The 26987-nt window shown below is 42.9% G+C and carries 24 protein-coding genes, 2 tRNA genes and 1 pseudogene; 20 read left to right on the top strand and 7 right to left on the bottom strand.

The genetic code is table 11. The features are described from left to right. The first annotated feature begins 27 nt into the window (after positions 1-27). The gene (locus tag CK503_RS06310; protein WP_095605953.1) at positions 28-1449 is read left to right on the top strand and encodes a hypothetical protein; all 1422 of its coding nucleotides are present in this window, start codon (positions 28-30) and stop codon (positions 1447-1449) included. Between the two features lie 3 nt (positions 1450-1452). On the opposite strand, the gene CK503_RS16325 is transcribed toward CK503_RS06310, so the two are convergent. The 6 genes from CK503_RS16325 to CK503_RS06280 form a co-directional block, all read right to left on the bottom strand. After that, positions 1453-2478 carry a DnaJ C-terminal domain-containing protein gene (locus tag CK503_RS16325; RefSeq protein WP_095605952.1) on the bottom strand — a complete coding sequence of 342 codons (1026 nt, stop codon included), beginning with the start codon at positions 2476-2478 and terminating at the stop codon, positions 1453-1455. A gap of 177 nt (positions 2479-2655) precedes the next feature. Continuing rightward, positions 2656-4152, bottom strand: a complete 1497-nt coding sequence (locus CK503_RS06300; RefSeq protein ID WP_095605951.1) for a Do family serine endopeptidase — start codon at positions 4150-4152, stop codon at positions 2656-2658. Positions 4153-4311: 159 nt separating this feature from the next. Further along, positions 4312-4731, bottom strand: coding sequence for an Hsp20/alpha crystallin family protein (locus tag CK503_RS06295; protein ID WP_255233348.1), 420 nt, complete (start codon positions 4729-4731; stop codon positions 4312-4314). 294 nt (positions 4732-5025) lie between these two features. Beyond that, positions 5026-6408 carry a 3-deoxy-7-phosphoheptulonate synthase class II gene (locus tag CK503_RS06290; protein WP_095605949.1) on the bottom strand — a complete coding sequence of 461 codons (1383 nt, stop codon included), beginning with the start codon at positions 6406-6408 and terminating at the stop codon, positions 5026-5028. Between the two features lie 124 nt (positions 6409-6532). Continuing rightward, on the bottom strand, positions 6533-7582 hold the full coding sequence (locus tag CK503_RS06285; protein WP_095605948.1) for a WG repeat-containing protein: 1050 nt from the start codon (positions 7580-7582) through the stop codon (positions 6533-6535). 95 nt (positions 7583-7677) lie between these two features. Continuing rightward, positions 7678-8331 (bottom strand): hypothetical protein, encoded by a 654-nt coding sequence (locus CK503_RS06280; protein ID WP_095605947.1) that lies wholly within the window; start codon positions 8329-8331, stop codon positions 7678-7680. A 142-nt stretch (positions 8332-8473) separates the two neighbouring features. Here CK503_RS06280 and uvrA point away from each other — a divergent pair, with 142 nt between their 5' ends. The 19 genes and pseudogenes from uvrA to CK503_RS06185 all read left to right on the top strand — a co-directional run bounded on the left by uvrA (position 8474) and on the right by CK503_RS06185 (position 26357). Then, the gene (gene uvrA, locus CK503_RS06275) at positions 8474-11332 is read left to right on the top strand and encodes an excinuclease ABC subunit UvrA (protein ID WP_095605946.1); all 2859 of its coding nucleotides are present in this window, start codon (positions 8474-8476) and stop codon (positions 11330-11332) included. Between the two features lie 98 nt (positions 11333-11430). After that, positions 11431-11634 (top strand): hypothetical protein, encoded by a 204-nt coding sequence (locus tag CK503_RS15985; protein ID WP_141239895.1) that lies wholly within the window; start codon positions 11431-11433, stop codon positions 11632-11634. A 101-nt stretch (positions 11635-11735) separates the two neighbouring features. Continuing rightward, the gene (locus CK503_RS06265; RefSeq protein ID WP_141239894.1) at positions 11736-12284 is read left to right on the top strand and encodes a hypothetical protein; all 549 of its coding nucleotides are present in this window, start codon (positions 11736-11738) and stop codon (positions 12282-12284) included. 97 nt (positions 12285-12381) lie between these two features. Continuing rightward, positions 12382-14199: a protein translocase subunit SecD gene (secD, locus tag CK503_RS06260; RefSeq protein WP_095605943.1), complete on the top strand. Its 1818-nt coding sequence runs from the start codon at positions 12382-12384 to the stop codon at positions 14197-14199. Positions 14200-14236: 37 nt separating this feature from the next. Next, on the top strand, positions 14237-15148 hold the full coding sequence (gene secF / locus CK503_RS06255; protein ID WP_095605942.1) for a protein translocase subunit SecF: 912 nt from the start codon (positions 14237-14239) through the stop codon (positions 15146-15148). A gap of 38 nt (positions 15149-15186) precedes the next feature. Then, positions 15187-15543 carry an STAS domain-containing protein gene (locus CK503_RS06250; protein WP_095605941.1) on the top strand — a complete coding sequence of 119 codons (357 nt, stop codon included), beginning with the start codon at positions 15187-15189 and terminating at the stop codon, positions 15541-15543. Positions 15544-15609: 66 nt separating this feature from the next. Further along, positions 15610-16884: an adenylosuccinate synthase gene (locus tag CK503_RS06245; protein ID WP_095605940.1), complete on the top strand. Its 1275-nt coding sequence runs from the start codon at positions 15610-15612 to the stop codon at positions 16882-16884. Positions 16885-17039: 155 nt separating this feature from the next. Beyond that, positions 17040-17111: transfer RNA gene (locus CK503_RS06240), tRNA-Gly, on the top strand. Between the two features lie 85 nt (positions 17112-17196). Then, positions 17197-17472, top strand: a complete 276-nt coding sequence (locus tag CK503_RS16440; RefSeq protein WP_095605939.1) for a GIY-YIG nuclease family protein — start codon at positions 17197-17199, stop codon at positions 17470-17472. A 632-nt stretch (positions 17473-18104) separates the two neighbouring features. Continuing rightward, complete coding sequence (locus CK503_RS06230) at positions 18105-19193, top strand: aldo/keto reductase (RefSeq protein WP_095605938.1); 1089 nt, start codon at positions 18105-18107, stop codon at positions 19191-19193. Positions 19194-19299: 106 nt separating this feature from the next. Further along, on the top strand, positions 19300-20178 hold the full coding sequence (locus CK503_RS06225; protein WP_095605937.1) for a mechanosensitive ion channel family protein: 879 nt from the start codon (positions 19300-19302) through the stop codon (positions 20176-20178). 81 nt (positions 20179-20259) lie between these two features. Further along, on the top strand, positions 20260-21762 hold the full coding sequence (purF, locus tag CK503_RS06220; protein ID WP_095605936.1) for an amidophosphoribosyltransferase: 1503 nt from the start codon (positions 20260-20262) through the stop codon (positions 21760-21762). Beyond that, entirely contained in the window at positions 21762-22352 is a 591-nt protein-coding gene (gene yihA, locus CK503_RS06215) for a ribosome biogenesis GTP-binding protein YihA/YsxC (RefSeq protein WP_095605935.1), read from the top strand. Before purF ends, yihA begins: the two co-directional genes overlap by 1 nt. Before the next feature lie 24 nt (positions 22353-22376). Beyond that, positions 22377-23972: a phosphoglycerate dehydrogenase gene (serA, locus tag CK503_RS06210; RefSeq protein WP_095605934.1), complete on the top strand. Its 1596-nt coding sequence runs from the start codon at positions 22377-22379 to the stop codon at positions 23970-23972. A 76-nt stretch (positions 23973-24048) separates the two neighbouring features. Then, positions 24049-24450, top strand: a complete 402-nt coding sequence (mce, locus tag CK503_RS06205; RefSeq protein ID WP_095605933.1) for a methylmalonyl-CoA epimerase — start codon at positions 24049-24051, stop codon at positions 24448-24450. A gap of 90 nt (positions 24451-24540) precedes the next feature. After that, positions 24541-24614 (top strand) — tRNA-Pro (locus tag CK503_RS06200). A 161-nt stretch (positions 24615-24775) separates the two neighbouring features. Further along, the gene (locus CK503_RS16080; RefSeq protein ID WP_176466232.1) at positions 24776-24925 is read left to right on the top strand and encodes a hypothetical protein; all 150 of its coding nucleotides are present in this window, start codon (positions 24776-24778) and stop codon (positions 24923-24925) included. A gap of 39 nt (positions 24926-24964) precedes the next feature. Further along, a pseudogene (locus CK503_RS06190) lies at positions 24965-25783 on the top strand (IS3 family transposase); the annotation flags it as partial. A gap of 28 nt (positions 25784-25811) precedes the next feature. Beyond that, entirely contained in the window at positions 25812-26357 is a 546-nt protein-coding gene (locus tag CK503_RS06185; protein WP_255233356.1) for a response regulator, read from the top strand. A 407-nt stretch (positions 26358-26764) separates the two neighbouring features. On the opposite strand, the gene CK503_RS16435 is transcribed toward CK503_RS06185, so the two are convergent. Next, positions 26765-26923: a zinc ribbon domain-containing protein gene (locus CK503_RS16435; protein WP_095605929.1), complete on the bottom strand. Its 159-nt coding sequence runs from the start codon at positions 26921-26923 to the stop codon at positions 26765-26767. Between the last annotated feature and the right edge of the window lie 64 nt (positions 26924-26987).

The raw sequence follows: 26987 nt of genomic DNA, 5'->3' as shown, positions 1-26987 counted from the left end.
TTGTACACCAACCAAAATATTTTCAATATGAAGAAATTTATTACAGGTATTATCCTTTTAATGTTCCCGGTCGGAATTGTTTCTGCCCAGCAGACGGTCGGTTTTTCAGACTCCGAAAATATTGAACCACTATTGGATTACCGACTTCCCGATTGGGGGTATTCAAACTTTTATTTTGATATAGATGCTGCTAATTCAGGAAGTGATTCAAAAAACTTTGGGAACGAATCGTTTAATAACCAAGTTAACACCGCTTTTAATCCAAGGTATGACTTATTCAGAGAGTCAGAAGCCCGAATTTTACACCTCAATACATCACTGGACCTCTCTTATAGAGATCAGTTGTTTAAGTCCAGAAATGATTTTTCTGATACAGAAAATAAAGAGACCTTGAACCGTTTTGGGACGGAGGCTAATATCGTTGGCAATATTCGGGAATATATAAATAGCGAGGTCTTTATTTTTGGTGAAGGAGCGTTTCGATTTGATTACAGCAGTACGAAAGATGAGACTAAAGACAATGAGATATTAACTGACAAGCGACTTATCTATGATCGTAACTTTCGGGTTACTCCGAAGTTTGGGGTAGGAATAGGAAGAGTCCGTAATGTAAATCCAGTTATTAGGGCGATACGATTAAAGGAAAGGGCAGGGGCCTTAAATAGTAGCTTATTTTTTAGTGAACAAGATATTTTATCTGCTGCAGACCATATGACTCGTTACCAAGGGTATCAGCAGCGGTATGATCGACCTTCCAAACATTTTTGGGGCGATATGGATCAGCAAACCAATGTGGATTTAAGCACATTAGATACTTTTGATATGCTTTATTTAACAGACGTGCTTAATGAAGCTCTTGGAACCCGATTGGAGGGATGGGAGCTGATGGGAGGTGCCGAATTTAACTATTCGAATGATTTGGAACGCACCGAGGAGTCGATGAGCCCAATTGATCCGGTTAACCGCGATGTTTACATTAGTAAAGAAATTGCCGGATTTATAAATGGGCGCTGGTATCATAACTCATCCCTGAATCAGCAATGGGGCTTGGTTGGTGATGTTACACTAAGTTACCCATTAGGAGATCGAAATACTGTTGTGGCAACACAAAGATATTTTTCCGCTGGAATTGAAGCGAATTGGCTCTGGAATGTGACAGACCGCTTCTTATTTCGATCGGCGATACGTAATGTCTATGGCCGAGCTAAGATTGAAGAAACAACGAGTGTAGTGCAAGAACCGTTAGAAATATCGGAATGGTATAATCGAGTTTTGATGAATTCTAGCCTTAGCTACTTCTTGGAGAATAGCCTTGCATTGAATGTTAACGTGAATTCACAACTATCACACCAGGGAGACGATCAAACCGGTAATCAATTAAATCGGCGCAGGTTGAGCTGGAGTGCCAGCGTGGGAGTACGTTATTACTTTAATCGAAATCTGTATTAATATTTATTTACTGTCCGCCAGTTTCTTGAATAATTCTTTTTCTTTCTTGGAGAGCTTTTCAGGCACTTGTATCTGGATACGAACAAATAAATCGCCTTTGTTGGATGGGTTTTTAAATTTAGACATGCCCATACCATTCAATCGGAGTAGTTTGCCACTCGATGTTCCGGCAGGGATATTTAGCTTGGCTTTCCCAGCCAGCGTATTTACCACGGTTTCTCCACCCAGCACGGCAGTGTAAAGATCAATGGGGTGATCATAGTAAATGTTACTGCCCTTGCGTTCGTATCCTTCAGGTATATCAATGTTTATGGTTAAATAGAGATCTCCTCGAGACCCTTTGGAAAGTGCACTATTGCCTTTGCCTTTTAATTTCAGGCGTTGACCGTCTTCAATGCCGGCAGGTATTTTTACTTTCATTTTTTCTCCGCCAACACGCAGGGTTCGTGATGTTCCTTCGTAGGCCTCTTGGAGTGAAATTGTTACATTGGCCTTAATATTTTGCTTCCCGTTATTTGTTTTTCGTCGGGTATTACTCTGATATCGTCGCCCTTGTGACCGTTGTTGTTGGGCTTGTTCAAAGGGATTTCCACCGCCTCCGAAGATAGTTTCAAAGAAGCTTGAAAATCCACCGCCCCTGCCACCGCTTCGTCCTCGATTTTGAGCGCCCCCTCCAAACAGGTCATTCAAATCAAAGTTTGTTTGGTAGCTTTGCTGGCCGCTAAAACCACCTCGTCCTTGGCTTTGTTGACGGGCATAATCTTGCCAGTTGAACCCATCGGCAGATCCGCCCGCACGCTGATACTTTTTCCAGTCTTTACCAACTTTGTCATACAGCTTACGCTTTTCGGGGTCTTTAAGTACCTCATAAGCTTCCCCGACTTCCTTAAACTTTTCTTCTGCCGAGGGGTCGTCCGGGTTTTTATCAGGGTGATATTTTGCCGCCTTCTTACGGTATGCCTTTTTTATTTCATCCTGAGAGGCATTTTTGCTAACACCGAGTATGTCGTAGTAGTTTTTATATTCCATAATGAAATTGTGCCATTATAGATCTTTTTCTTCAATTTCATTAATAATAGAGCAAATAAGGTGCCACAATCCAAAAGCTAACGTTTTGTCAAAAATTAGGATGAACCTCGTCAGCTTGTCATAAAAAAAGCCCTCCGGCGAACCGGAGGGCTTTTTATCAGGGATTGTGCTAAACTGTTAGAGTTCAAAAGCGATAAGTTGGCTATTGCCGTTGGGCGAAAGTACGCGAAGCAAAGCCACCTCTTTCTCTTTTTCAACAATATTATTCATGGCACCAATAAAATCTCGTTTATTGCTGATTGAACTACGATTAACTTCTGTAATTACATGGCCACGACGCAACCCTTGTCGGTATGCTTCGCTTTGCCGGGAAATTTGAGCAACCACAACGCCATCTTGATTTTGACTGAGCTCGAGCTCCTGAGCAATACGTGGCGTAAGTTCTTCAACTTTAAAGCCGAGTTTCTTTTCCATATTAGGCTCTGAAGACTGACCCGGCTGCATAGCAGACATCATTTCTTCGGGTTGTTCTCCCAATGTAACTGTAATAGTTTGTTTTTCTTCGTCCCTAATTATCTCAAGTTTTACATCAGTGCCGGGAGGAGAGGTACCGATAGATGTACGCAGTGAGCTCCAGCTCCGAACTGGTTCACCATTGATCGTTTGAATGATATCATCTTCCTGAAGACCAGCTTTTGCTGCAGGTCCGTCTTCGGGTACGCTGCCAACTATAATTCCGTAAGCCTCGTCAAGGCCGAGTGCTTTTGCCATAGTAGCATCCACTTCACCGCCCATTTGAATACCAAGATAGCCCCGGACAACGCGTCCATTTTCGATGATTGACTTCATTACGTTTTTAGCAATATCGATTGGAACAGCAAAGCCAATACCGTCACTGCCGCCGGAGCGTGAAGCAATAGCTGTATTAATGCCAATTAATTCGCCATCCATATTCACAAGAGCACCACCAGAATTTCCAGGATTAATGGCGGCATCAGTTTGAATAAAATTTTCATATCCAGCTCCTTGTTCGATAATGCCGACTGAACGTCCTTTGGCTGATACAATACCCATAGATACTGAGTGTGCCAGACTTGCTTGAAGTGGACTACCGATAGCTAATACCATTTCACCCACTCGTAATTGTTCACTGTTTCCAAGTTTTACGACACTCAGTTCTTCAGCATCAATTTTTAATACCGCTATATCAGTAAGAGGATCGGAACCAATGACTTCAGCATCATATCGTTTATCATTGAAGAGTTGTACTTCCACCTCACTGGCATTTTCTACAACGTGGTTGTTTGTCAAGATATGTCCTTTGTTAGAGACAATAACACCGGAACCTTGTCCACGCCGTTGATATTCCTGAGGTTGTTGACGCGGATTCCCAAAAAATTGGCTTAAAGGATTTGGTCGCGCTTCTACCTTTTGCGTTACTTTAACGGTTACGACCGCTTGTTTTGATTTATCAGCGATATCAACAATGGCATCATTCAGTTTGCCAATGGTTTTGGAGGGAGGCGTTTCCGATTGCTTCACTTTTTTATCGGAGGAAAAACCAGGCAATGAAAGTACCGATGCATTGTTTGTCGGTAAATCAACAGTATAAAAACCAACAATCAGTACAGCTAAAAAAGCCCATAGCAAATTAGAGGAACGAATTTTTTCCATAATGAACTCAGTTTAGATCAAGATTAATAATGTTTGAATTTATGACAGTTCAATAAACATATGAGAGTAGTAAATTATTGTGTTACTGATCGGAAAAAGAAGCGGAAGCTGTGTTTCATCACAGCTTCCGCGGGATTGGGAATCATTTATTAGCTGCGGTTAGCTAATTTGAATTTGTTTCTTCACTTTGTCTTCACTCTTGTCAATGCTGATATTTAGCAATCCGTTCTCGTAGGTTGCTGAAATACTTTCCTCATCAACATTGTCCGGGAGTTGGAAAGAGCGTTCGAAAGAACCGTACTTCGTCTCAACGCGATGGAATGTTTTGCCTTTTTCTTCATTCTCGAAACTACGTTCACCGCTTATTGCCAATCGGCTGTTTTCCAGGCTGATGGTAATATCATCTTTATTCATACCTGGAAGTTCAGCGGTAATTAAAAACTGATTTTCTGTTTCGGATATATCGATACTGGGCACAAAATTACCGCGCTGATCGTTTACAACATCATTGAAAAATTCATCCATGATGTCTGAAAAGTTTTTGTCCAGTGCGTTTCTATTGGGTTTGGAATATCTCATTAAAGTCATAATAGACACCTCGTAAGTGAGTTTTGTTGAAAATATTTGTTGAGTCAAACTCACTTTTATAGCTGCAAGAGCTGTACCAAGGGCTTATAAGTAAAAAAAGCCTGTCATTCAGCCATAGTGGGGCGCGAAAATTTCAGAGATGTCAGCAGGTAAGAAAAAAATGTCACAGACAGCTTAGTCAAACCGTCAGCCCCGCTGTATTTGTGGCAGAATATTTCTGTGAATGGTTCCTCGGAGATTCGTTATTTGGAGTAATCCGAATAACTATTCACAAATAGCCAAGATTTATCCGTAGCTTTGATTCCATTCCTTAGCAATAAGGAAAGCTATTTCTAAACTCTGCTGATAATTAAGACGTGGATCACAATAGGTTTCGTAATTTTTGTGAAGCTGTCCCTCGTGCAGACCATTGGCACCGCCTACACATTCGGTAACATTATCACCGGTAAGTTCTAAGTGCACCCCGCCCAGATAGCTGCCCAGGTCGCGGTGAATAGCAAAGGTCTTTCGGATTTCAGATACAATGGCATCAAAATTACGAGTTTTGACGTTTTCATCTGTCTTAAACGTATTGCCGTGCATAGGATCGCAGCTCCAAACTACCGGCATGCCCTCATGTTTAATATTTTTGATGAGATCGGGAAGTCTGTTTTCTACCTCATCTTTTCCAAAGCGGGTAATCAGCACAATTTTCCCTTGTTCGTGTGTGGGGTTCAGTCGCTCAATCAATTTCAGGGTATGATCCAGATCATAATTTGGGCCAATTTTAATTCCAATCGGATTGCGAATGCCCCGCAGGTATTCTACATGAGCGCCGCCCAGATCACGTGTTCTGTTTCCAAGCCACACCATGTGGGCACTTAGGTTATACCAGCCTTCACGACGAGGAACTTGCTGAGTTTGGGCCGAATCGTAATATAAATTCAATCCTTCGTGCGAGGTATAAATATTAATTTTTTGGGTCGTGCTAAATTCATTAGGCGTAATAGTCTCCATAAAGTTAACTGCCTTCTGTATGGAGTTTACCATGGCCTCATACTCTTTGTAGTACTCGTTTTCTTTCATGAAATCGAGTTCCCAGTACTCCGGGTGATGCAGATCGGCAAAGCCTTCATCCGAGAGTGCTCGCAAGAAGTTGAGTGTAAGCGCAGCCTTGTTATATCCCTCAATTAATCGTTTGGGGTCTGGCTTACGCGCTTCTTCGGTGGGAGTAATACTGTTGATCAGATCACCGCGATAGTTGTGTATTTTTTCTCCGTCAACAATTTCATAATCACGTGACCTCGGTTTTGCATATTGGCCTGCAATACGTCCTACCCGTACAACAGAGGTCTCCATCTCATGGATGAGAATGAAACTCATCTGAAGTAAAACCTTGAGCAGGTTCACAATTTTGGGGGATTTACAATCCGCAAAACTTTCAGCGCAATCGCCACCCTGTAACAAGAAACCGTTTCCTGCACTGACATCAGCCAGCTTTTTCTTCAGGGCTTCGACTTCCCAAGAAGTAATTAAGGGAGGGTTGTTTTGTAACTCATTATAAGCCTGCTCCAGTGCTGCCTGGTCCGGGTATTTCGGAAGTTGTTTAACCGGAAATTTTTTCCAGGATTGGGGAGACCAGTCTTTGGGATTTACTGCTTCTGGGGTCACTGATTTTTTGGAGTACATTTAATTCTTGAGCGATTATTTGTCCTTCTAATAAAACCTCTAAGGTTACCGAAAATTACGGATAGGAGCAATCGTCAGAAGTTATAGAGTGTTAAATCTTGTGATAGGACTAATAACCAATCTTTTAGCTGATTGGTTCCAGTACAAAAACACCGTCCCTGTTAATATAGCCGTACTTTTCGCCCAGCTTAACCATGGCAAACCCACCTTTAAAATTCCAGGCGTTATCATATATGGGATCTGCAATTAGTTGCCCACGTTTATTAATGAATCCATATTTGCCGTTAGCTTTAATTTTTGCTCGTCCTTCATGAAATGAAAAGGCCTTTTCATAGATAGGTTCAATGATAATATCGCCTTGCCTGTTGATATACCCGTATTTTTTTTGCTGCAGGTTTTTATTATCAACCGGCATGGCAATAACTGCTTTATTCTCAGAAAACGGTTGGGCTTCTAAAAATTTTGAATCTATGATGACAGCACCGTTTTTGTTTATGTAGCCCCATTGTTTATATCCCAACTGTACCGGTGCGAATCCCTCGGAAAATGATTTGGCCCGCTCATATTTTGCGGGGATCACTATTTCACCTGAGGGATTTATATATCCCCATTCCTTGTGTTCTGACGTTTGTATAAGGGCCAGACTTTCACTGAAAGGAGTCGCCATTTCGAACTGAGGCTGGATTTCGAACTCTCCCTTTTGATTAATATATCCCCAGTTGCTTTTCTTGTGCTGTTGAACCGGGGCCAGACCATTGCTAAAATTACCGGCGTTTTGGTATTGAGGTTCAATAATGTAATCACCATCCCGGTTGATAAACCCGTATTGTCCGTGATCTTGGACTAAAGCTGCACCATTTTTGAACTCTTGGGCATAATCAAACTGCGGTTCGATGGTGATATCTCCACTCCGATCGATGTAACCAATTGTCCCTAAAAAATTAACGGCTGCTAATCCTTCGGAAAAGGTGTGAGGCCATATTCTGTTGTTAACAAACTTAAATTGGGGATCAATTTCCTTCTCAAGGGTACTATCTAAAAAGCCCACCTCCTGATTTTCCAAATAGGGGTATAAATAATCTTCGGCAGACTCTGCAGGTTCTGATGCTTTGCATGATGTCAAAAATATGGCAATTCCGGCTACAATAATGCCCTTCCAAATCATCCTTGGCATAGTAATATTTTGCTAATTTTTTAGTTAAATGGTCTGTTATTGTATAACTCTGATGGCGAAGCTATGTTCCTTTTTTATAAGGACAGTCCAGCCTATCAGGTTTGGTAGGAGCTGGCAGGGATGGTATCTGATTCCTCAATTAAGCTTCTGTAGATGATAGCGGTAGCCATTGTTGTTAAGGGATAGGTAAAAATCACACCTACTCCAAGCAGCAGGGCCCCTATAAGATTCAGAAATACCACTGCAACTCCGAACACAAAGAGTTCCAAGAGGAGGTCTTGTGACAAATTATAACTCTTCTGGAGAGCCGTAAATGAAGAGTCGCCGTTTTCAATGATAAAATAGGGAAAGAACTGAAATCGGATAGCGATCCAGATACCCGGGGCAATAAGTAAGAACAATCCCATGGAAACGGCCAGCCCGTATATAAAGCTGGCAACAAAATAACTGAGAAAGATGCGAAAGTTATTGAACATATCCGCCACGGTAACATACGCATCTTGTACAAGCATTAGCATCAATTTAGTAAAACCAAGGCTTAAGAACAGCTGAACGGCCGTTAATAAAAACGAAAAAAACTGTGTTTGCATAGTGGGATTCTCGGGCGCTCGCATCATAAAGTAAATCTGCGGAACTACGGCCAAAACAATAAAGGTGAGAACAGCCCCAATAATAAAAGACGCATACGATTTGTACTGCTGAAAACTAAACTTGAAAAGAGCTGCTAAATCGATAGAAAGCTGCTGCATAAGTTAATGAATGAAATGCCAGTATTTTCCGTTATCTACTCTGGTTTTCGAAAGTAAAAATAAGTTTCAAATGTAGGCTTCAAAAGATACGATTTATCCTTATCTTTTAAAGTTTTATTGAACCCAAAAATTTGGATTACCTTTGCGAGAAAATATAGTTATTCGCGGTGCGCGCGAACACAATCTGCAAAATATAGATGTTAATATACCCCGCGAGGAACTTGTCGTGATTACCGGTATTTCCGGTTCGGGAAAATCATCGTTGGCCTTTGATACTATTTATGCCGAAGGCCAACGTCGATTTTTGGAATCCCTTTCTGCTTATGCCCGACAGTTTTTGGGGATGATGGAGCGGCCCGAAGTTGATTTTATTGACGGACTTTCTCCGGTGATCTCTATCGATCAGAAAACAACGAACCGGAATCCGCGATCAACGGTGGGTACTGTTACCGAAATTTATGATTTCCTGCGGCTACTCTATGCCCGTGTTGGCGTACCTTATTCGTGGAAGTCAGGGAATAAGATGGAAAAGCAGACGGCCGATCAGGTTGTGTCTACCATTATGGGTATGCCCGAGGGTACCAAGGCTTATTGTCTGGCACCTGTGGTACGGGGACGAAAAGGGCATTATAGAGAGCTTTTTGAGCAGACGATGAAGCAGGGATTTGTACAAGTCCGCGTGGATGGTGAATTCCTGGATCTCGAAGAGGATATGAAGGTGGATCGCTACAAGAAGCACGATATTGAAGTGGTAGTGGATCGTTTTGTGATTAATGAAAAGAGTGAGAAACGTATTGCTGAGAGCGTACGACTGGCACTTGAGATGGCCGAGGGTAATGTAATTTTAGCCGTTCCCAAAGAAGAAGACGGGGAGGTCGAATTTAAAGATCATCTCTATTCACAGAATCTCTTTGACCCCGAAAGCGGGTTGGCGTACGAAGATCCCGCTCCCAATATGTTTTCTTTTAACTCTCCCTACGGTGCCTGTCAACATTGTGATGGATTGGGCTATACCTATGATGTAAATCGCGACTTGGTGATCCCCAATAAAGAACAAACGATCGAGGAGGGAGCTATTCGGTATTTTGGAGAGCCCCGTGATATTTTTGCTTTCAAGCAGATAAAGGCGGTACTCGATTCGGCGGGACTCGATTTTGAAACGCCGATCAAGGAATTTACCGACGAGCAAATGGATCTGCTTTTTGAGGGGGGCGGTGATACTAAGTACGATGTCAGTTACGATTTTCGCGATGATAACGTCACATACAAGCACTCCTTCAAGGGATTGCGGGATATGATCTATGAAAAGTATGAAGAGAGCAGCTCCAATAAGCAGCGCGACAAGGCCAAGGCATTTATGAGTAAAATTGACTGCCCCGAATGCGACGGCGGTCGGCTAAATAAGGAGGCCCTTTCGTATCGTATTGATGGCTATACCATTGATGATTTGGTAAAGATGGATATTACGACGCTGCGGAATACTATTAACAATCTGGATCTTACCGAGCGTCAGCAAAAAATAGGCAGCCAGGTACTAAAAGAAGTGCGCGATCGGGTAGATTTCCTGCTTAACGTCGGGCTGAATTACCTGACGCTGGATCGCGAAGCACAATCGCTTAGCGGCGGCGAAGCACAGCGCATTCGTCTGGCTACCCAGATTGGCACCCAGCTGGTTGGCGTGCTCTATATTTTGGATGAGCCCAGTATTGGTCTCCATCAGCGCGATAATATTAAACTGATTAATTCGCTTGAAACACTTCGCGATCTGGGGAACAGTGTGATTGTGGTAGAGCACGACCGCGAAACCATTGAATCGGCTGACTACGTGATCGATATGGGACCCGGTGCCGGTGAATACGGCGGAGAAATTGTTACCGAGGGCAAGCCTGAAGATCTCGATCCTGATTCGATGACGGCCAAGTTTTTGAAAGATGAGGAAAGTGTTCCTTATCCGGATGACCGTCGCGAAGGGAATGGAAAATCAGTTGAACTCGAAGGAGCGCGAGGACACAATCTAAAAGAAGTGGATGTGGATATACCGCTCGGTAAGTTTATTTGCGTTACGGGCGTAAGTGGTAGCGGAAAGAGTTCACTGATCAACCAGACGCTGGAGCCGATCCTTTCGACGGAGTTTTATAACTCGAAATCGGTTCCGCTTCCGTTTGATGAAGTGCATGGAATCGATAATCTGGATAAGATTATTTCTGTGGATCAAAGTCCGATCGGACGCACGCCGCGCTCAAATCCAGGCACTTATACCAAGGTTTTTGATCATATCCGAAAGCTTTTTGCCGAGCTGCCGGAATCCAAAATTCGGGGATATGATCAGGGGCGATTTTCATTCAATGTGAAGGGCGGTCGATGTGAATCTTGTAATGGTGATGGTGTTCGCAAGATTGAAATGAATTTTCTGCCGGATGTGTATGTGGACTGCGAAACATGTAACGGTAAACGCTATAACCGGGAAACGCTCGAGATTTATTACAAGGGCAAGAATATATCCGATGTACTAAATATGTCGGTCAGTGAAGCGCACGAGTTCTTTGATTCGGTACCTGCTATTAATCGAATATTAGGTACGCTCGTTGATGTCGGGCTCGGCTATCTGCGATTGGGTCAGCCCAGTACTACGCTTAGTGGCGGTGAAGCGCAACGTATTAAACTTGCTCGGGAACTTGCCAAAGTGGGCACGGGCGATACACTTTATATTTTGGATGAGCCCACAACTGGATTACATTTCCAGGATGTGCGTATGCTTGTGGATGTGGTACAGCAGTTGGTGGACAAAGGAAATACTGTAATTGTTATCGAGCATAATCTCGATCTCATCAAAGCGGCAGACTGGATTATCGATCTGGGACCTGAAGGCGGTGTCGGTGGCGGAGAAATTATTGCCGAGGGAACGCCTGAAGAGGTTGCCCGGATGGAAGACAGTTTTACGGGCCAGTATCTAAAAGAAGAGTTTGATCGTGAGGAGCAAGAGAGAGTGACGGCAACGTAAAAGTATATCGAAGATAAGGTTATCCGCGAAAAATTTGGCAGCTTGAATTACTTTCGACATAATATCGTACATCCTTCTAACAAAAATCGGAGGTTTATATGAGTTTTTTCGCAAAGTGTCTGTCAATTTGTGTTGTTCTGAGCATATTGATAACAGTGCTGTTTGAAAGTGTGCTTTATTCGCAGATGCCTCTTTCGAGCAATATTTTGTTTGCTACCTTTGCCGCGATAATACTTACCATATTTTATGGCTGGCTTGACGATATGTTTTTTCGGAAGCATCAGCCGGGGCTGGAGCAATAATTTAGTAGGTTCTTTACTCGATAGAGCTTTTTTTGAAGAGATTTTAGGAAAGCAGAAAAAGGTTTGTCCCGTTCTTACATTCTCCCTATTTTCTGCCACTGATGAATCGACTCCGCACATATATCATTCGTATTTCTGTAATTGCTGTGATATGTACAGGCATTGGCTTGTATATGGTGCAACAGGTTCAGGTAAATCGTTCGTCGCAGGCCTTTGCGAGTTGGTTGGATACCAAAGTAAAAGCTTCTGATGGTATTGGGTTGCAAAAAGAACTGGATGATCTTCGGAAGTCAGCCGGTGATTTGAATGAGTTTATAAAAGAAGCTTCTCAGTTTGTAAAAAGTAACAATGAGAACTTTGATTTTTCTTTTGCGGAATCAACAGCTTCTATGCACTTCTATCAGCTGTTGCTAATTGAGTGGAGTCAATTTCAAACCGGTAACGCTATGGCTGGGATTCCTATTCCGTCAGTTACGAAAGCTTTAATTTCTGTTGTTCTTGATCAAAAGGGAGCGATAGGGTCAGCGGCTACCGTATCACTTACCCCTGAATACTTGTGGGATATCGGTGTTTTGACAGCCGATGTTGGAGCGTTTTTTACGATGGCAATGCAACAGATGACCGAGGGGATTGCTATCGGTGCTCCATAATTGAGCATGGATATTCTGTTCTTTAGTGATCTCTCGCATGAGCGAGTATCTCACAGTTTAACGAAATTCTATTCTTAATTTTTTAAAATGATTTATTATGAAAGGTAATGGAACTAAAATAGGATTTATTGTCGCCTTTCTGGCGCTTACTATCTATTATTTGTGGCCGACAGTGGTTAATACGTTGGAGCAAAATTATATTGAAGATTTGCCGGAAGCCGAGCGCGCTGAATATGTAGAAGAAAATGCACAACGTTTGCAAGAGTTGCGTCAGAACTCATTGTCGCTGGGGCTTGATCTGCAGGGCGGTATGCACGTTACACTGGAAGTTGGTACGGCACAATTTCTAAAAGAGTTAGCGGGCGAAAATGCTGATACAACACTCATTAATGTAATTGATGATGCTAAGCAGCGTGCGCTCGAAAATGATACCGATTTTATTGAGGAGATGGTTCAGCTGTTTGAAGAGCGTAATCCGGATGGTCGATTAAGTCGTTACTATCGCTCTGATACCGAAAATATCACGCGGAGATCAACAAATGAGGAAATACGGCAGTATTTAGTTCAACAGCGGGAATCAGCGGTAGACAGGGCGATGGAAATTATTCGATCGCGTGTTGACCGTTATGGAGTAACTGAACCCGCAATTTTTAAACAAGGAAATAACCGCGTTGTGGTTGAACTTCCGGGGGTATCTAATAAACAGCGTATTCGTGATTTGTTGAAGGGTACGGCACGTCTTGAATTTAGATTAGTAGGAGAGCCGGACCAAATCAGCAACGCAAAAGATCGTGTGGTAAGCTATTACGACCAGGTTTCATCAGATACTACAGATACCGTTGAACAGAGGGCAACTCAGAATCCATTGCTTGAAGTGTTAAACCCACGGGGTCAGAATCCTTATACCTTTGGATATACTACCGGTAGAGATACTGCTCGGGTGAATGAATTATTACAGCGTCCTGAAGTGCAGGAGCTGATGCCCCGAAATGTTGAGCTAATGTGGGGAGCTACACCCTTTACGGAAACCGAACAGGGACAGGAATTATTTGAGCTGATCGGTGTTCGATCAGAAGTAGAGCTGACCGGAGATGTCATTTCTGAAGCCAGTGTTAATTTTGATCAGGCTACCAATCAGCCCCGAGTATCGATGAACATGAACGCCGAAGGTGCCCGACGCTGGGCACGCATTACCGGGGCAAATATTGGTAAGCCTATTGCAATTGTTCTTGATGGATACGTGTATTCCTATCCCAATGTAGAGACAAAAATTTCTAACGGACGTTCTTCCATTTCGGGATTGGGAAGTGTCACCGAAGCCGAAGACCTTGTTAACATATTACTTTCGGGTGCTCTCCCTGCTCCGCTTGATATTGTCGAGGAGCGCACGGTTGGTGCTACCCTTGGTGAAGAATCAATTCAGGCAGGATTTTACTCAACGGTTATTGGATTGATTATTGTAGCCCTCTTTATGATGGTTTATTACAGAACCGGTGGTGCTATCGCTGACCTTGCGTTAATGCTCAATATCATCTTTATACTGGGTATCTTGGCGGCCTTTAAGGCAACACTCACATTACCCGGTATTGCGGGTATTGTACTTACCATTGGTATGGCCGTGGATGCCAACGTGCTGATATTTGACAGGATCAGAGAAGAGCAACGGGCCGGTAAGACGATTCGTGCCGCTGTTGAGGGCGGTTATTCCAATGCCATGAGTGCGATTATGGATGCAAATATCACGACATTTTTCGTAGGTATCATTCTCTATAGCTTTGGAGTTGGACCTATTAAAGGGTTTGCGGTTACGCTGATGGCCGGTATTGTGGCATCATTATTTAGCGCGATTGTGATTACCCGCGTTATTGTAGATTACCTGACGCGCGACAAATCCGCAGAAATCAGCTTCGGTTAAAAAAGAAATTTAATATTTATAAAAAGGGACTTTAATTATGAGATGGTTTGAAAATCCTGATTTTGACTTTCTAAAAGCTCACAAGATTGGTTATTACGTTTCTGGCATTTTACTTGTGGCTTCCATTTTTGGAATCTTAACCAAAGGGCTACAGTATGGTATTGATTTCAAGGGCGGTAAAGAGTTCGTCCTTAAGTTTGAGCAGCCGGTTGATGTAATCGATATCCGTTCAGAACTTACCGAGCCGTTAGATGGCACCCCGGTAGTAAAGCTTTATGGATCACCAGAAGAAGTGTTGATCCGAACGGATAATCCGAAGGATATTTCGGAGGTACAAACACTCATTACCGATAAGATGTCGGAGGTGTATCCGGACAATCCAAATACCGTTATTAAAACGGATATTGTAGGGGCTCGCTTTGCTGATGATCTTAGACGGGGGGCATTAAATGCTATCATTTTTGCCCTGATCGTGATCTTTATCTATATACTTATCCGGTTTAAAAACTGGACCTATTCAGCCGGTGCCGTGGCAGCATTGTTTCACGATGTATTAATTGTTGTGGGGATATTTACATTCCTGTCGGATATTGTACCGTTTAGTTTGCAAATGGATCAGTCGATTATTGCCGCCTTCTTAACAATTGTGGGTTATTCACTTAACGATACGGTAGTAGTGTTCGACCGTATTAGGGAAAACAGCTTGCTGTATAAAACGATGGATCACGATGAGATGGTTAATAAGAGCTTGAACGATACGTTGAGTCGTACCGTAATTACCTCAGTGACTACCTTTTTTGTGGTAACCATTCTATTTATATTTGGCGGTGAAGTTCTTAAAGGCTTTTCCTTTGCATTGATGCTGGGCGTTATAATTGGTACATACAGTTCGTTATTTGTAGCAAGTTCAGCAGTTATTGAAATTCAACGCTATAAAGAAAAAGCTTAAATTTTAACTCCTAATATTAATCACTTTGGAGCAACCAAATGAATTTTAATGTAACGGAACGATATAATTGTGTTGTAATTGAATTTAAGGGCAATGTGATGGGTGGCCCTGATGCTGTTAAACTCAATGAGAAGCTTCACGAGCTGATCGAAGAGGATCAAACGAATGTTGTTGCCGATTTGGGCAAAGTTAAATTTATGAACTCTTCGGGCTTGGGAATGCTTATTGGTGGACTCACAACGATGCGTAAAGCAGACGGTGATTTGCGTATCGCAAATGCAACTGATAAAATTGAAAGTCTGTTGGTTGTTACCAAGTTGATCACTGTTTTTAAGCACTTTAAGTCGCTTGAAGAAGCGGTGAAATCATACGGCAATTCCAAAGAGGAAGAGTAATATATTTTAAATTTAATTTAGGAAAGGGGTGACTGTTCACCCCTTTTTTTATGTCAAATAGATATTATGGCCATTCGTGTTGTTGTAGGAGCCCAGTGGGGCGATGAAGGAAAAGGAAAAATTGTTGATCTGCTTAGCAAAGATGCCGATTACGTCGTCCGGTATCAGGGAGGAGCCAATGCGGGGCACACCCTTGAGTTTGATGACAAAAAGATTGTATTGCATCTAATTCCGTCGGGTATTTTTAATGGTGATGCTACTTGTATTATCGGTAATGGAGTAGTAGTTGATCCGTTTTCGTTACTCGAGGAGATCAAAGAAGTGGAAGCTATCGGGGGGAGTATCAAAAATCGGTTGAAGATTAGTAGCTCCGCTCATGTAATTCTTCCGTACCACCAGCTGCTGGATCAGGTTAAAGAGGAGCACCGCGGTGACGATGCTATTGGTACTACGGGACGAGGTATTGGTCCGGCTTATGTGAGTAAGGTATCCCGAGTGGGAATTCGCATGTCGGATCTTTCACATCCAAAAGCATTGCGCAAAAAAGTACAGGATAATATTGCAGATATTAACGAGGCTTTACAGCATGTGTATAAACACGATCCCATTGAGGCTGAGCCCATTATAGAGGATCTGCTGGAAGCCGCCGATACGTTACGGCCGTATGTTACCAATACCTCTGCCTTGTTGCATGATGCAATTGAAAACGATGATGAGATTTTACTCGAAGGGGCCCAGGGTAGTTTGCTGGATGTCGACCACGGAACCTATCCTTTTGTAACTTCTTCCTGTCCTACATCGGGTGGAGCTTGTACCGGTTCAGCTATTCCGCCTACAGCCGTCGATAAAGTGATGGGTATTACCAAAGCATATTGTACACGCGTTGGTAACGGACCGTTTCCAACAGAATTGACGAATGATGCCGGTGAAAAGTTACGCGAAGCTGGTCAAGAGTTTGGAGCCACGACAGGACGCCCCCGCCGCTGTGGCTGGATTGATTTAGTCGCCCTAAAATATGCGGTTCGCTTAAACGGTATGAACGAGCTTACGTTAACCAAGCTCGATATTCTGGACGATTTTGAGGAGATCAAATTGTGCACTTCCTATCGCATCGATGGTAAAGAAACGGATGTCTTTCCGTTGGATCTGCCTGATATCGATAATATTGAGCCGGTTTTTAAGACGATGTCTGGCTGGAATAAATCTTTGGATAACTACAATACTGTTGAGGAATTTCCAAAAGCGGCGAAAGAATATCTGCAGTTTATAGAAGATTATTTAGGAGTAAAACTGACTATTTTATCGAAAGGTCCCAAGCGATCAGAGACCATTGTTCTTTAGGGTTATGGTTTCCAAAAGTTTTACAAAAAATAGTTAATTGCTCTTGATATATATAGGGGGAATGCCTTATATTTGGGACTCTTTGAAAAGCGGGATCCTCTCACATAAAAGATACAGAGGACAGTTTAAAAACTTTTTAAGGATTTGACATATTAGCGGGAGTAGCTCAGCGGTAGAGCATCTCGTTGCCAACGAGAAGGTCGCCGGTTCGACTCCGGTCTCCCGCTCAACTACGCTCAAAAGAGCTTCGTTGAGCAGACTCTAAAATTCGTTAGCCCTTGCGGTTTTCTGCAAGGGCTTTTTTATTTAGATATGTTTTATACCTACATAATATATAGCGAATCAACTGATAGCTACTACACAGGTTATACTTCAGTAGGTGTTGAAAGTCGTGTGGCAAAGCACAACAAGGGTGGGAATAGATCAACGAAGTCGGGAATTCCTTGGCAGGTGGTCTATTGTAAAAGTTTAAGATCCAAGACTGAGGCTATTAAGTGGGAAAACTTTATAAAGGATCAGAAAAGCAGGCAGTTTATAGAAAAGCTTATTAATTCTGAAGAAAATGAATGCGATATAGCTCAACAATAAAGCCTTAAGGTATCGTTGCCAACGAGAAGGTCGTCCCGAATAATCGGGATCTCCCGCTCAACTATGCTCAAAAGAGCTTCGTTGAGCAGACTCTAAAATTCGTTAGTCCTTGCTGTTTCCTGCAAGGGCTTTTTTATTTTAGATATGTTTTATACCTATGATAAACGGCAGAAAGTAGCATCTTTATTGGGAAGTTAATCGCATCAAAAGAAAATGAATGGAAGTCGTCGAGCTATATAGTATTCTATCAGGCTTGTCAGGATTTTTCCTCTTTATGATTAGTCCTTCGAAATTTTGGGGGCTCTATATTGCTAATGCCGGTTGTTCTGACCAGTGATAGAGTGTGGAAAACATTGAGTGGGGCCAAAAGCTGGCGGATCATAGTATTTGGCTAAAATTATTACTGTTTAGTAATAGTACCAATAGAAAATTGGAGGAGATGTTTTAGATTACGACATTTATATTCTTTCAATATTTTGATCTAAAAGTTTTTATTCTTGTAGAATAGTTTCCTTATCTGTATTCACTCTAAAAATGGTTATATAGTTTTATAGAGAAATCTTGATGTCCATTTTTTTTAGATTCACGGAGGAGCCAATAGATTATAAATTTAAAGTGAAAAGGAGTAATTGATGAAATACAGAAAATTAGGAAACAGTGGCCTGATTGTTAGCGAAGTAGGATTGGGAACCATGCAGTTCGGAGAAGCTATGCAGATGGGCGGACTCGGGCAGAAGGAGACCAACGAGATGGTTGATTTTGCACTGGATCATGGAATCAATTATATCGATACCGCCGATGTTTACAGTTTGGGCGAAAGTGAAGAGCTGTTGGGTAATGCACTAAAAGGAAAACGCGAAGATATTGTGCTTTCGACAAAGTGTCGGTTGCCGATGGACGATAATATTAACCACAGTGGAGCAACCCGTGTGAATATTATGCGGGAAGTGGAAGCCAGTCTCAAACGCCTGCAAACGGATTATATCGATTTGTACCAGATGCACAGCTGGGATCCCTATACGCCCTTGGAGGAAACCCTTCGGGCATTAGACGATTTAGTTCGCCAAGGCAAAGTACGATATATTGGATTAAGTAATTACATGGCTTGGCAAGCTGCAACAGCTTTGGGTTTACAGGAGCGGCAAGGGCTTGAAAAATATATAACGGCACAAATGTATTACAGCTTGGTTGGTCGCGACCTTGAAGATGATTTTATGTCGTTTGCCAACTATCATAATATAGGTATAATCGTTTGGAGCCCTCTGGCCGGCGGTTTTCTGACTGGTAAATACGACCGTGATAATCCTCCTCCTGAAGGGAGTCGTTTTGCTGAAGCCGGACAATTTGTGCCTTTTGATATTGATAAGGGCTTTGAAATTGTGAACGCGTTAAAAAGTATTGGTAAACGTCATGGAGTGAGTCCGGCTCGTGTTGCTTTGGCATGGACACTGTCTCGTGATAATATCAGCAGCGTGCTTATTGCTGCTCGTAAACTCGAGCATCTCGAGGACAATATTAAAGCAGTAGATCTTGAGTTGAGTGACGAGGATATTAAGCAGCTGGATGAAGTATCAGACACTGGCATTCCTTATCCCCGGTGGATGGTTTTACAGCAGGCACAAGCAGAAGATCCCCGGGCCCGAACGCTGAAGCCGGAAAAATTTGAGGATGGTGGACCGTGGGAAGACCTTCGGGTTAAGAAGATGCCCCTTGAGGAATGAAAATTCTATTATTGAAATATCATAACACTGAGATCGGCAAAGTAAGGGCGTGATTAATTGCGTCCTTACGTATTTTAACTTGGTGCATTTAATTTAACAGATTACTATGGATACCGTACTGAATGGTTTCGAGGATTATGTAAACCGATTGGTGGAATATATTCCTGAAATCGTTTTTGCTTTAATAGTTCTTATCCTGTTTCACTTTTTGGCAAGAGGTATCCGAAAAATTTATAAAAATGTATTAGATAGAACCCCTTTATCCTCGGCGAATGTAACTTTCTTCGGGAAGTTAATTTATGCTCTGGTTTTTCTCGTTGGCATTCTCATAGCGCTTAACATTCTGGGATTATCCGGTATTGCAACCAGTATTTTAGCCAGCGGTGGTATTACGGCCGTTATTTTGGGATTTGCGTTTAAAGATATTGGCGAAAATTTTCTTGCCGGTTTTTTTATGGCTTTTAGTCGTCCCTTTACAAATGGTGATCTGATTGAGACTGAAGGAGTCGTAGGTCGCGTCAGAAATATTGAGTTACGCCATACCCATATTAGGATGGCAAATGGCTGCGATGTTTTTGTGCCAAGTTCGCAGTTACTTTCCAAGCCGCTGTATAATTATACAAGAGATGGATTGCGCCGAGGCTCTTTTACGATTGGAATTGACTACCGCGATGAGGCCCAAAAAGCATGTGGTATTTTATTAGAGACTGTGAAAGAAAACGAAAACGTCGTTGATAATCCCGAACCGATGGTACAGACCACCGGTTTTACTCCGAACTTTGTAGAATTAACCAGTTACTTTTGGATTAGAGTGGATACTTCAAAGCAGGAAGTTTTTCTGGCCGATATAAAATCGGAGTTGATGGATCAGGCCCGTACGGCCTTAGTGCAAAATGATTTCACATTTAGCTCCGAGGTTTCTACTGCTATTGATATGAACGAAGTTAATGTCAGACTGGATGAGGCTTCCAAAACCTCCAAATAAAATATTCAATTAGTTACCATATACTGTGCTATTTTTATTAACTTTCCAGTCACTGGAAACCAATTCTTATCAATTAGCTTAATGATCGACAAGCCACGCGATTATTGCGGAATTTTTGGGATGCAAAACCATCCTGATGCAGCCTTTCTCACCTATTACGGATTACATGCCCTGCAACACCGGGGACAGGAATCCGCGGGAATTGTCACCTCTCATTTTGATGAAGATCAAAACCGTTGGGTTATGCCCGCGCACCGTGATTTTGGGCTGGTGTTAAATGTCTTTGATGATCAAAATATTTTTGAGAATGAGCTTAAAGGCACCGCAGCTATTGGCCATAACCGATATTCCACAACGGGTGCCGCCAGAAATCCTGCTAATATACAGCCATTTCGTGTTCATTATCGCAGCGGGAATATTGCGATAGGACACAATGGTAACTTGGCGAATGCTAAACAGCTTCGCGAGCGTTTTAGGGAGGAGGGAGTGCTTTTTCAGAGTACGTCCGACACCGAGCTTATTTTGCATTTGATATCTCACAGTAAAAAAGAAACACAACTTGAGCAGGTTTTAGATGCGCTGGGGCAAGTTGAGGGGGCTTACAGCTTGGTGATGCTTACCGATGATAAGTTGATTGCGGTTCGTGATCCCAATGGGTTCCGTCCGTTAGCACTGGGAAAAGTTGACGATTCTTATTGTGTAGCCAGCGAAACCTGTGCATTCGATATTATTGATGCAGAGTTTATTCGCGATATTGAACCGGGTGAAGTACTGGTAATGGATCAGGATGCAACAGTCGACTCTGAGCCGGAATCTTATCATCTGGATGCAGAATATGGTACCGATACAAGTCAGTGCATTTTTGAGTATGTATATTTCTCACGTCCCGACAGTAAGATATTCGGCGAAAATGTAGATAAAGTCCGCCGGAATCTTGGTAAATATTTGGCCAAAGAGCATCCGATTGATGAAGTCATAAGGAATGCTCCCGGAGATAAAAAACCAATTGTAATTTCGGTGCCCGACTCGAGCAATACGGCCGCACTGGGATATGTACATGAAAATCAGAAATTAGGGCGCGAGTGTAAATTTGAAATTGGGTTAATCCGTAATCACTATGTGGGGCGTACCTTTATATCACCGGGACAGGAATCCCGAAACCAAAAAGTGCGTACTAAGTTCAATACGGTGCAGGGCGTTATCGAAGGACGTTCGGTTATTATTGTGGATGATTCGATTGTACGCGGCACAACTTCGCGTTATTTGGTCAATATGATCAAGCAGGATAATCCGGCCGAAGTTCACTTTTTGGTGAGTTCACCGCCTATCATTAGTCCATGTTATTATGGGATGGATTTTCCTACCCCTAAAGAATTAATGGCCAATCGTTTTGATCGGGATATTGAGGCAATGGCTGAAGAGATTGGGGTGGACAGCTTACGGTATTTGTCGCCCGACGGACTGGTCAATGCGGTGAAAGAGGCCAACGTGTCTCCCAAAGGATATTGTACCGCTTGTTTTACCGAAGAGTATCCCGTACCTGTTAACTTTGGCATCGAAAAAGAGGAAAACGAAATTATATAATGCCTTTCAAAAAAGCTGACTTCGTCACGAGTGCTCCTTCACTGGATGTTTGTCCGGATCCGTATTTCCCTGAGATCTGTTTTGCAGGTCGCTCCAACGTGGGCAAGTCATCACTGATCAACGCATTAGTAGATCACAAGGGATTGGCCCGTACGAGTAACGTACCGGGTAAAACTCAGCAGATGAATTATTATCAGGTAAATGACAAGTTGTTTTTGGTTGATCTGCCCGGATTTGGCTATGCCCAGGTTTCCAAAGAAGAGCGGGAACGCTGGGGACGTGATATTCGCGATTACCTGCTGGAAAGGTCAACGCTTCGCTTAGTCCTGCATTTGGTGGATATCCGCCATGAGCCCAGTGATCTTGATGAAGAATTTTTTTACTGGCTGGGGACGAATAGATTGCCATTTGCAGTCGTTTTGTCCAAAGCTGATAAACTTTCTTATAACAAACAGAAACAGTCTGAGATGCGGCTTAAGCGTATTTTGGATGAAATGAATATTGAAGTACCGATTGTTGTCAGTTCCACTAAAGACAAAAAAGGAATAGGGGAAGTCAAGCAATTAATAACCGAATTTGCTGAATTTTAAACTAATTAAAACTCCACAATAGTCATGTCATTTAAAGTTTTAGTGTTAGATAATGTTGATGAACTCTGCGAAAAGGTTTTTGAAGAGCGAGGAATAGAGGTCGTTCGAAATCACAATTTAAGCGGACAGGAGTTGTTTGATGAAATAAGATCGTATGACGGTATTGTGGTGCGAAGTTCTACGGATGTAACTCCGGAGGTATTAAAAGCGGCAGAGAATTTAAAAGTAGTAGGCCGAGCCGGAGTAGGGGTTGATAATATTGATATTGAGGCAGCTACAGCGCGAGGGGTCTTGGTAATGAACACGCCCGACGGGAATACAATTTCTACAGCAGAACATACCTGTGGGATGATTTTAGCTCTGGCTCGAAATATTCCTCAGTCCGTAAATAAAGTTAAAAGCGGTGGCTGGGATCGTAAAAAGTATATGGGTACCGAGGTGCATAATAAAACGCTCGGTATTGTCGGACTGGGTAAAATCGGCAGTGAAGTGGCCAAGCGTATGAAAGAGTTTGGAATGACGATAAAAGCGTATGACCCATTCGCATCAGTGGAAAAGGCCGAAAGTTTGGGTGTGGAATTGCTTGAGTTAGATGAACTGCTTGGTGTGGCTGATTTTTTGACGGTTCATACTCCGCTGACTGAAAAGACCAAGAATATGATTTCGATGGAAAATGCAGATCAGCTCAAAAAAGGAATGTATCTGGTGAACTGCGCCCGGGGAGGAATTTATAGAGAAGAGGACCTGAATGCGCTTATTCAAGAGGGATATGTTGAAGGTATCGCATTGGATGTTTATTCGAGTGAGCCTCCAACCGAAGAACTTTATGAGCTGTTGAAGCATCCTCAAATAATTACAACGCCACATCTTGGTGCTTCTACCGAGGAGGCGCAAGAGAAGGTGGCGGAGCAGATCGCTCATCAGATGGCGGATGCCTTGGAGCAGAAAAGTTTTAAAGGAAGCCTGAATGGGAAATCCATCTCGCTGATCACTAATAAAGAGGTACAGCCGTATTTGAAGCTGGCCGAAAAATTGGGAAGTGTAGCTATCCAGCTGGCATCCGAGCATGCCAACGAATTTTCGTTTGAATATAGCGGTTCTTGCACCAAATTTGCGGATGTATTGACCGATTCTATTCTGAAAGGAATTCTTTCGCATCACGTAAGCGAGTCGGTTAACCTGATTAATGCCCGTCACTATGCCAAGGAACGTGGGCTGAATATCCGTGAAACGACGGCCAGTCAGACGAAAACATTTAATGACTTAATAACGATAAAGTTGGATGAAGGGGCAGACTATAAGAAGATTTCTGCCACGGTATTTGGTGAGGACGATTACCGTATTGTTGAAATCGATGGCTTTGGCATTGAGCTGCGTCTTGAGGGTGATATCATCATGTATCAAAATGTAGATAAGCCCGGGATGTTGGCATCTGTCAGTAGTGCACTGGCAAATCAGGATATCAATATTGCCAATTTGAGTCTGGGACGAACGAACAAAGGTGAGAATGCAATTACGGCTGTTTCGGTAGATAAAAACATGACGGACGAAGAGTTGAAACCCATCCTCAATCTTGATGGGGTGCGTGCACTGCAGTATGTCAGTTTACCGGTTAATTAGTAGTAAATAACAAGCAATGAGTATTGAGTGGGAGAACTTCTGAATACTGATTTCTAAATTTTGAATTCTATCTATTATGTTTATCGATCATATTGGCATTGCGGTTGATGATTTAGAGGAAGCTGTAGAAACCTATGAGAAACTTCTGAATGGCAAGTGCTATAAGCGCGAAGTTGTAGAAGATCAAAAAGTAGAAACAGCTTTTTTTGAGGCAGGTCAGTCCAAGGTTGAGTTGCTGGGTGCTACCGATCCGGATTCGGTTATTGCCAAATATGTTGCTAAAAAAGGTGAAGGGATGCATCATCTTGCTTTTGAAGTGGATGACATTCATGCCGAGCTTGATCGCCTGCGAAATGAGGGATTTACCGTGTTAAATGATGAGCCCAGCCACGGAGCAGATAATAAATTGGTGGCTTTTGTACACCCCAAAGATAACCATGGGGTGTTGGTGGAGCTGTGCCAAAGTGTTGAAGAATAGGTTGAGTTTTGTGGTTGACAGCCCTATCTTTAGCAATCCCAATAAACGGGAAGTGAATTAGTTCTTTTTTGATATTATTGTTGTAATAATCGGGACGTGGCTCAGTCAGGTAGAGCACACGACTGGGGGTCGTGGGGTCGCTGGTTCAAATCCAGTCGTCCCGACTTTTGGGCTTTTTAGTAGCTTAGTAAGGCTATTAAAAAGCCCTTTTTTAATTTCTGAAAAGTCCTTTTTTGTTGTTTAGATAACGCTACGTGCACCAATTGTTATCACATTGCTATCGACCATGCTCTTCAACCTAAAATGGAGAGCAATTATGACAACTTTGGGCAAGAATTTTAAGCAACGAATGGTGCAGGATTCGGTCTATGAGGACCGGCACTTCCGGAAAGTGGACGTCGCCTACGAATACTTTTTGGAGCAAATTACAGAGGCCGAGCTACAGCTGCCAGCCAGCGTGGATCAGGTCCGGTAAACAGTTCATAGGTATTACTACGGCCAGCTGGCCCGGTGGCTGATCGACCAGTACCGGGTATCGGAGCGTCGTGTAGCGCGAGTGACATTACTGGCACGGTCCACCTTTCGTTACCAACCCGTCGAGCGTGATGACGACCCCCTTCGCGCTCGTATTCGTGAAATCGCCATGACCCGGGTGCGATACGGGTTCTGGCGCATCTACGTGTTGCTTCGTCGAGAAGGCTGGATGGTCAATCACAAGCGCGTATATCGGCTCTACAAGCTTGAAGGGCTGAATCTGCGGGCCAAACGCCCCAGAAGAAGCCGGGCTGGAGCGCATCGCCTGGATCGACCGCAGCTAAGCGGGCCCCACCAACTATGGAGTATGGATTTTGTGGCGGACCAGCTCTTCGACGGGCGCCGATTCCGGGCCTTAACTGTAGTCGATAATTTTAGTCGCAGTTGCCTGTCCATCCATGCGGATCAGTCGATCAAAGGAACTGATGTAACCGGAATTATGGAACGGATTTCCCGTCGAGTTGGTCAGGTGCCAGAACGGATCCAGGTGGACAATGGCAGTGAGTTTATCTCCAAAGCCCTCGACCAGTGGGCCTACGACAATGGTGTAACACTGGACTTCTCCCGTCCCGGAAAACCCACTGACAATCCTTATATTGAATCCTTCAACGGGAGCTTCCGCGATGAGTGTTTAAATCTGCATTGGTTCTTATCGTTGGAAGATGCCCGCCAGAAAATCGAGGTCTGGAGAACTGAATATAACGGCTTCCGGCCTCACAGTTCACTAGGAGATTTGACCCCGAATGAATACATTGAACAACACCGCATAACGTCCGATTCTCTACTTATGACTGGGTGAATTACGGGGAGGGGCTCAAAAGTAGTGAATTTTATCTACTTTCAAACGGTCAACTTTCAGGGAAGCCTACAAAACCACACCGGATATTTTAGTGTTGGATATTACGATGCCGGGCAATAGTGGACTTGAGCTTTTCAAACAGATCCATAACTTTTATCCCGATCTGCCTGTTCTTCTGTTAAGTGTTCATTCTGAAGAGCGATTTGCCATTCGTGCCTTAAAAGCCGGTGCCTATGGCTATTTGAACAAAGCAAGTATTTCGGATGAATTAATAAAAGCGATTCGCAAGATTGTGACCGAAAATCGGAAATATATCACGCCGGAAGTGGCCGAACAGTTGGCTTCCCAAGTAGACATGGATAAAGAGGGTGCTCTTCATGAGCAGTTGTCGGATCGGGAATTTGAAGTATTGTGCATGATTGCGACAGGCAAAGAGGTAAATGACATTGCTGAGGAACTTTCGCTGAGTCCGCAGACCATCCATACCTACCGGGCCCGAATAAAAGAGAAGATAAATATAAGCTCAAATGTAGAGATGACCCGCTACGCCATTGAAAACAATTTAATTGAATAATGTTGTTCTACATAGTAGGTGACATTTGATGTTTGGCGCAGCTTTTTAGACGAAATGTTTTAAATAAGTTGTGCTAACTGCCTGTTAGCCCACCTTTTCTAAGAATTTTGTATTTCTTGGTATAAGAATAATGCGGGCCGTATACGGCGGCCTTTCAACGCATTCGTAATCAACTCAGGAGATTCTTATGGACTTGAAAGACTTTTGTTTGCCAGCGCCGAATGTCGCGTAGCGGTGGATGACTTCAACAGCGAATTTTTCGATTGGGGTAACGAAAACAGCTACCTATAAAATGACTATAATAGAATGAAACTCATGATCACGACTTTCTTCAAGCCAATATCAATCGGATGATCCCTAATGGGGATGGTGTAGTAAGACAAATACTCGTATAGTATTTACCAAACTTAAAATACTACCCAGTATAGCAGCAGTAAAATGATCATCATCCAGGCGGCGATTTTGAAACTGAGTGGCTGGCTCGGGAATTCATATCCACAAATGGGGCACACCTCTGCATCGGTATCAACCTCTACTGCGCAACCGGGGCATTCTTTTTTATCCATAGAATTTCTAAAAGATCATCAGCTTGCCTATTATTAAATGCAAATTAAGTAATACAAGATAGTA

Origin of the sequence: Fodinibius salipaludis (assembly GCF_002287075.1) — a bacterium.
GTDB classification, from domain to species: Bacteria; Bacteroidota; Rhodothermia; order Balneolales; family Balneolaceae; genus Fodinibius; species Fodinibius salipaludis.
Note: the sequence above shows the minus strand (reverse complement) of the source record. Positions and strands in the feature narration are given on the sequence as shown.

What these genes read in the sequence shown, in the direction of transcription:
- CK503_RS06310 (WP_095605953.1), top strand. Translation starts at nt 28, where the DNA reads ATGAAGAAATTTATTACAGGTATTATCCTTTTAATGTTCCCGGTCGGA.
- CK503_RS16325 (WP_095605952.1), bottom strand. Translation starts at nt 2,478, where the DNA reads ATGGAATATAAAAACTACTACGACATACTCGGTGTTAGCAAAAATGCC.
- CK503_RS06300 (WP_095605951.1), bottom strand. Translation starts at nt 4,152, where the DNA reads ATGGAAAAAATTCGTTCCTCTAATTTGCTATGGGCTTTTTTAGCTGTA.
- CK503_RS06295 (WP_255233348.1), bottom strand. Translation starts at nt 4,731, where the DNA reads ATGAGATATTCCAAACCCAATAGAAACGCACTGGACAAAAACTTTTCA.
- CK503_RS06290 (WP_095605949.1), bottom strand. Translation starts at nt 6,408, where the DNA reads ATGTACTCCAAAAAATCAGTGACCCCAGAAGCAGTAAATCCCAAAGAC.
- CK503_RS06285 (WP_095605948.1), bottom strand. Translation starts at nt 7,582, where the DNA reads ATGCCAAGGATGATTTGGAAGGGCATTATTGTAGCCGGAATTGCCATA.
- CK503_RS06280 (WP_095605947.1), bottom strand. Translation starts at nt 8,331, where the DNA reads ATGCAGCAGCTTTCTATCGATTTAGCAGCTCTTTTCAAGTTTAGTTTT.
- CK503_RS15985 (WP_141239895.1), top strand. Translation starts at nt 11,431, where the DNA reads ATGAGTTTTTTCGCAAAGTGTCTGTCAATTTGTGTTGTTCTGAGCATA.
- CK503_RS06265 (WP_141239894.1), top strand. Translation starts at nt 11,736, where the DNA reads ATGAATCGACTCCGCACATATATCATTCGTATTTCTGTAATTGCTGTG.
- secD (WP_095605943.1), top strand. Translation starts at nt 12,382, where the DNA reads ATGAAAGGTAATGGAACTAAAATAGGATTTATTGTCGCCTTTCTGGCG.
- secF (WP_095605942.1), top strand. Translation starts at nt 14,237, where the DNA reads ATGAGATGGTTTGAAAATCCTGATTTTGACTTTCTAAAAGCTCACAAG.
- CK503_RS06250 (WP_095605941.1), top strand. Translation starts at nt 15,187, where the DNA reads ATGAATTTTAATGTAACGGAACGATATAATTGTGTTGTAATTGAATTT.
- CK503_RS06245 (WP_095605940.1), top strand. Translation starts at nt 15,610, where the DNA reads ATGGCCATTCGTGTTGTTGTAGGAGCCCAGTGGGGCGATGAAGGAAAA.
- CK503_RS16440 (WP_095605939.1), top strand. Translation starts at nt 17,197, where the DNA reads ATGTTTTATACCTACATAATATATAGCGAATCAACTGATAGCTACTAC.
- CK503_RS06230 (WP_095605938.1), top strand. Translation starts at nt 18,105, where the DNA reads ATGAAATACAGAAAATTAGGAAACAGTGGCCTGATTGTTAGCGAAGTA.
- CK503_RS06225 (WP_095605937.1), top strand. Translation starts at nt 19,300, where the DNA reads ATGGATACCGTACTGAATGGTTTCGAGGATTATGTAAACCGATTGGTG.
- purF (WP_095605936.1), top strand. Translation starts at nt 20,260, where the DNA reads ATGATCGACAAGCCACGCGATTATTGCGGAATTTTTGGGATGCAAAAC.
- yihA (WP_095605935.1), top strand. Translation starts at nt 21,762, where the DNA reads ATGCCTTTCAAAAAAGCTGACTTCGTCACGAGTGCTCCTTCACTGGAT.
- serA (WP_095605934.1), top strand. Translation starts at nt 22,377, where the DNA reads ATGTCATTTAAAGTTTTAGTGTTAGATAATGTTGATGAACTCTGCGAA.
- mce (WP_095605933.1), top strand. Translation starts at nt 24,049, where the DNA reads ATGTTTATCGATCATATTGGCATTGCGGTTGATGATTTAGAGGAAGCT.
- CK503_RS16435 (WP_095605929.1), bottom strand. Translation starts at nt 26,923, where the DNA reads ATGGATAAAAAAGAATGCCCCGGTTGCGCAGTAGAGGTTGATACCGAT.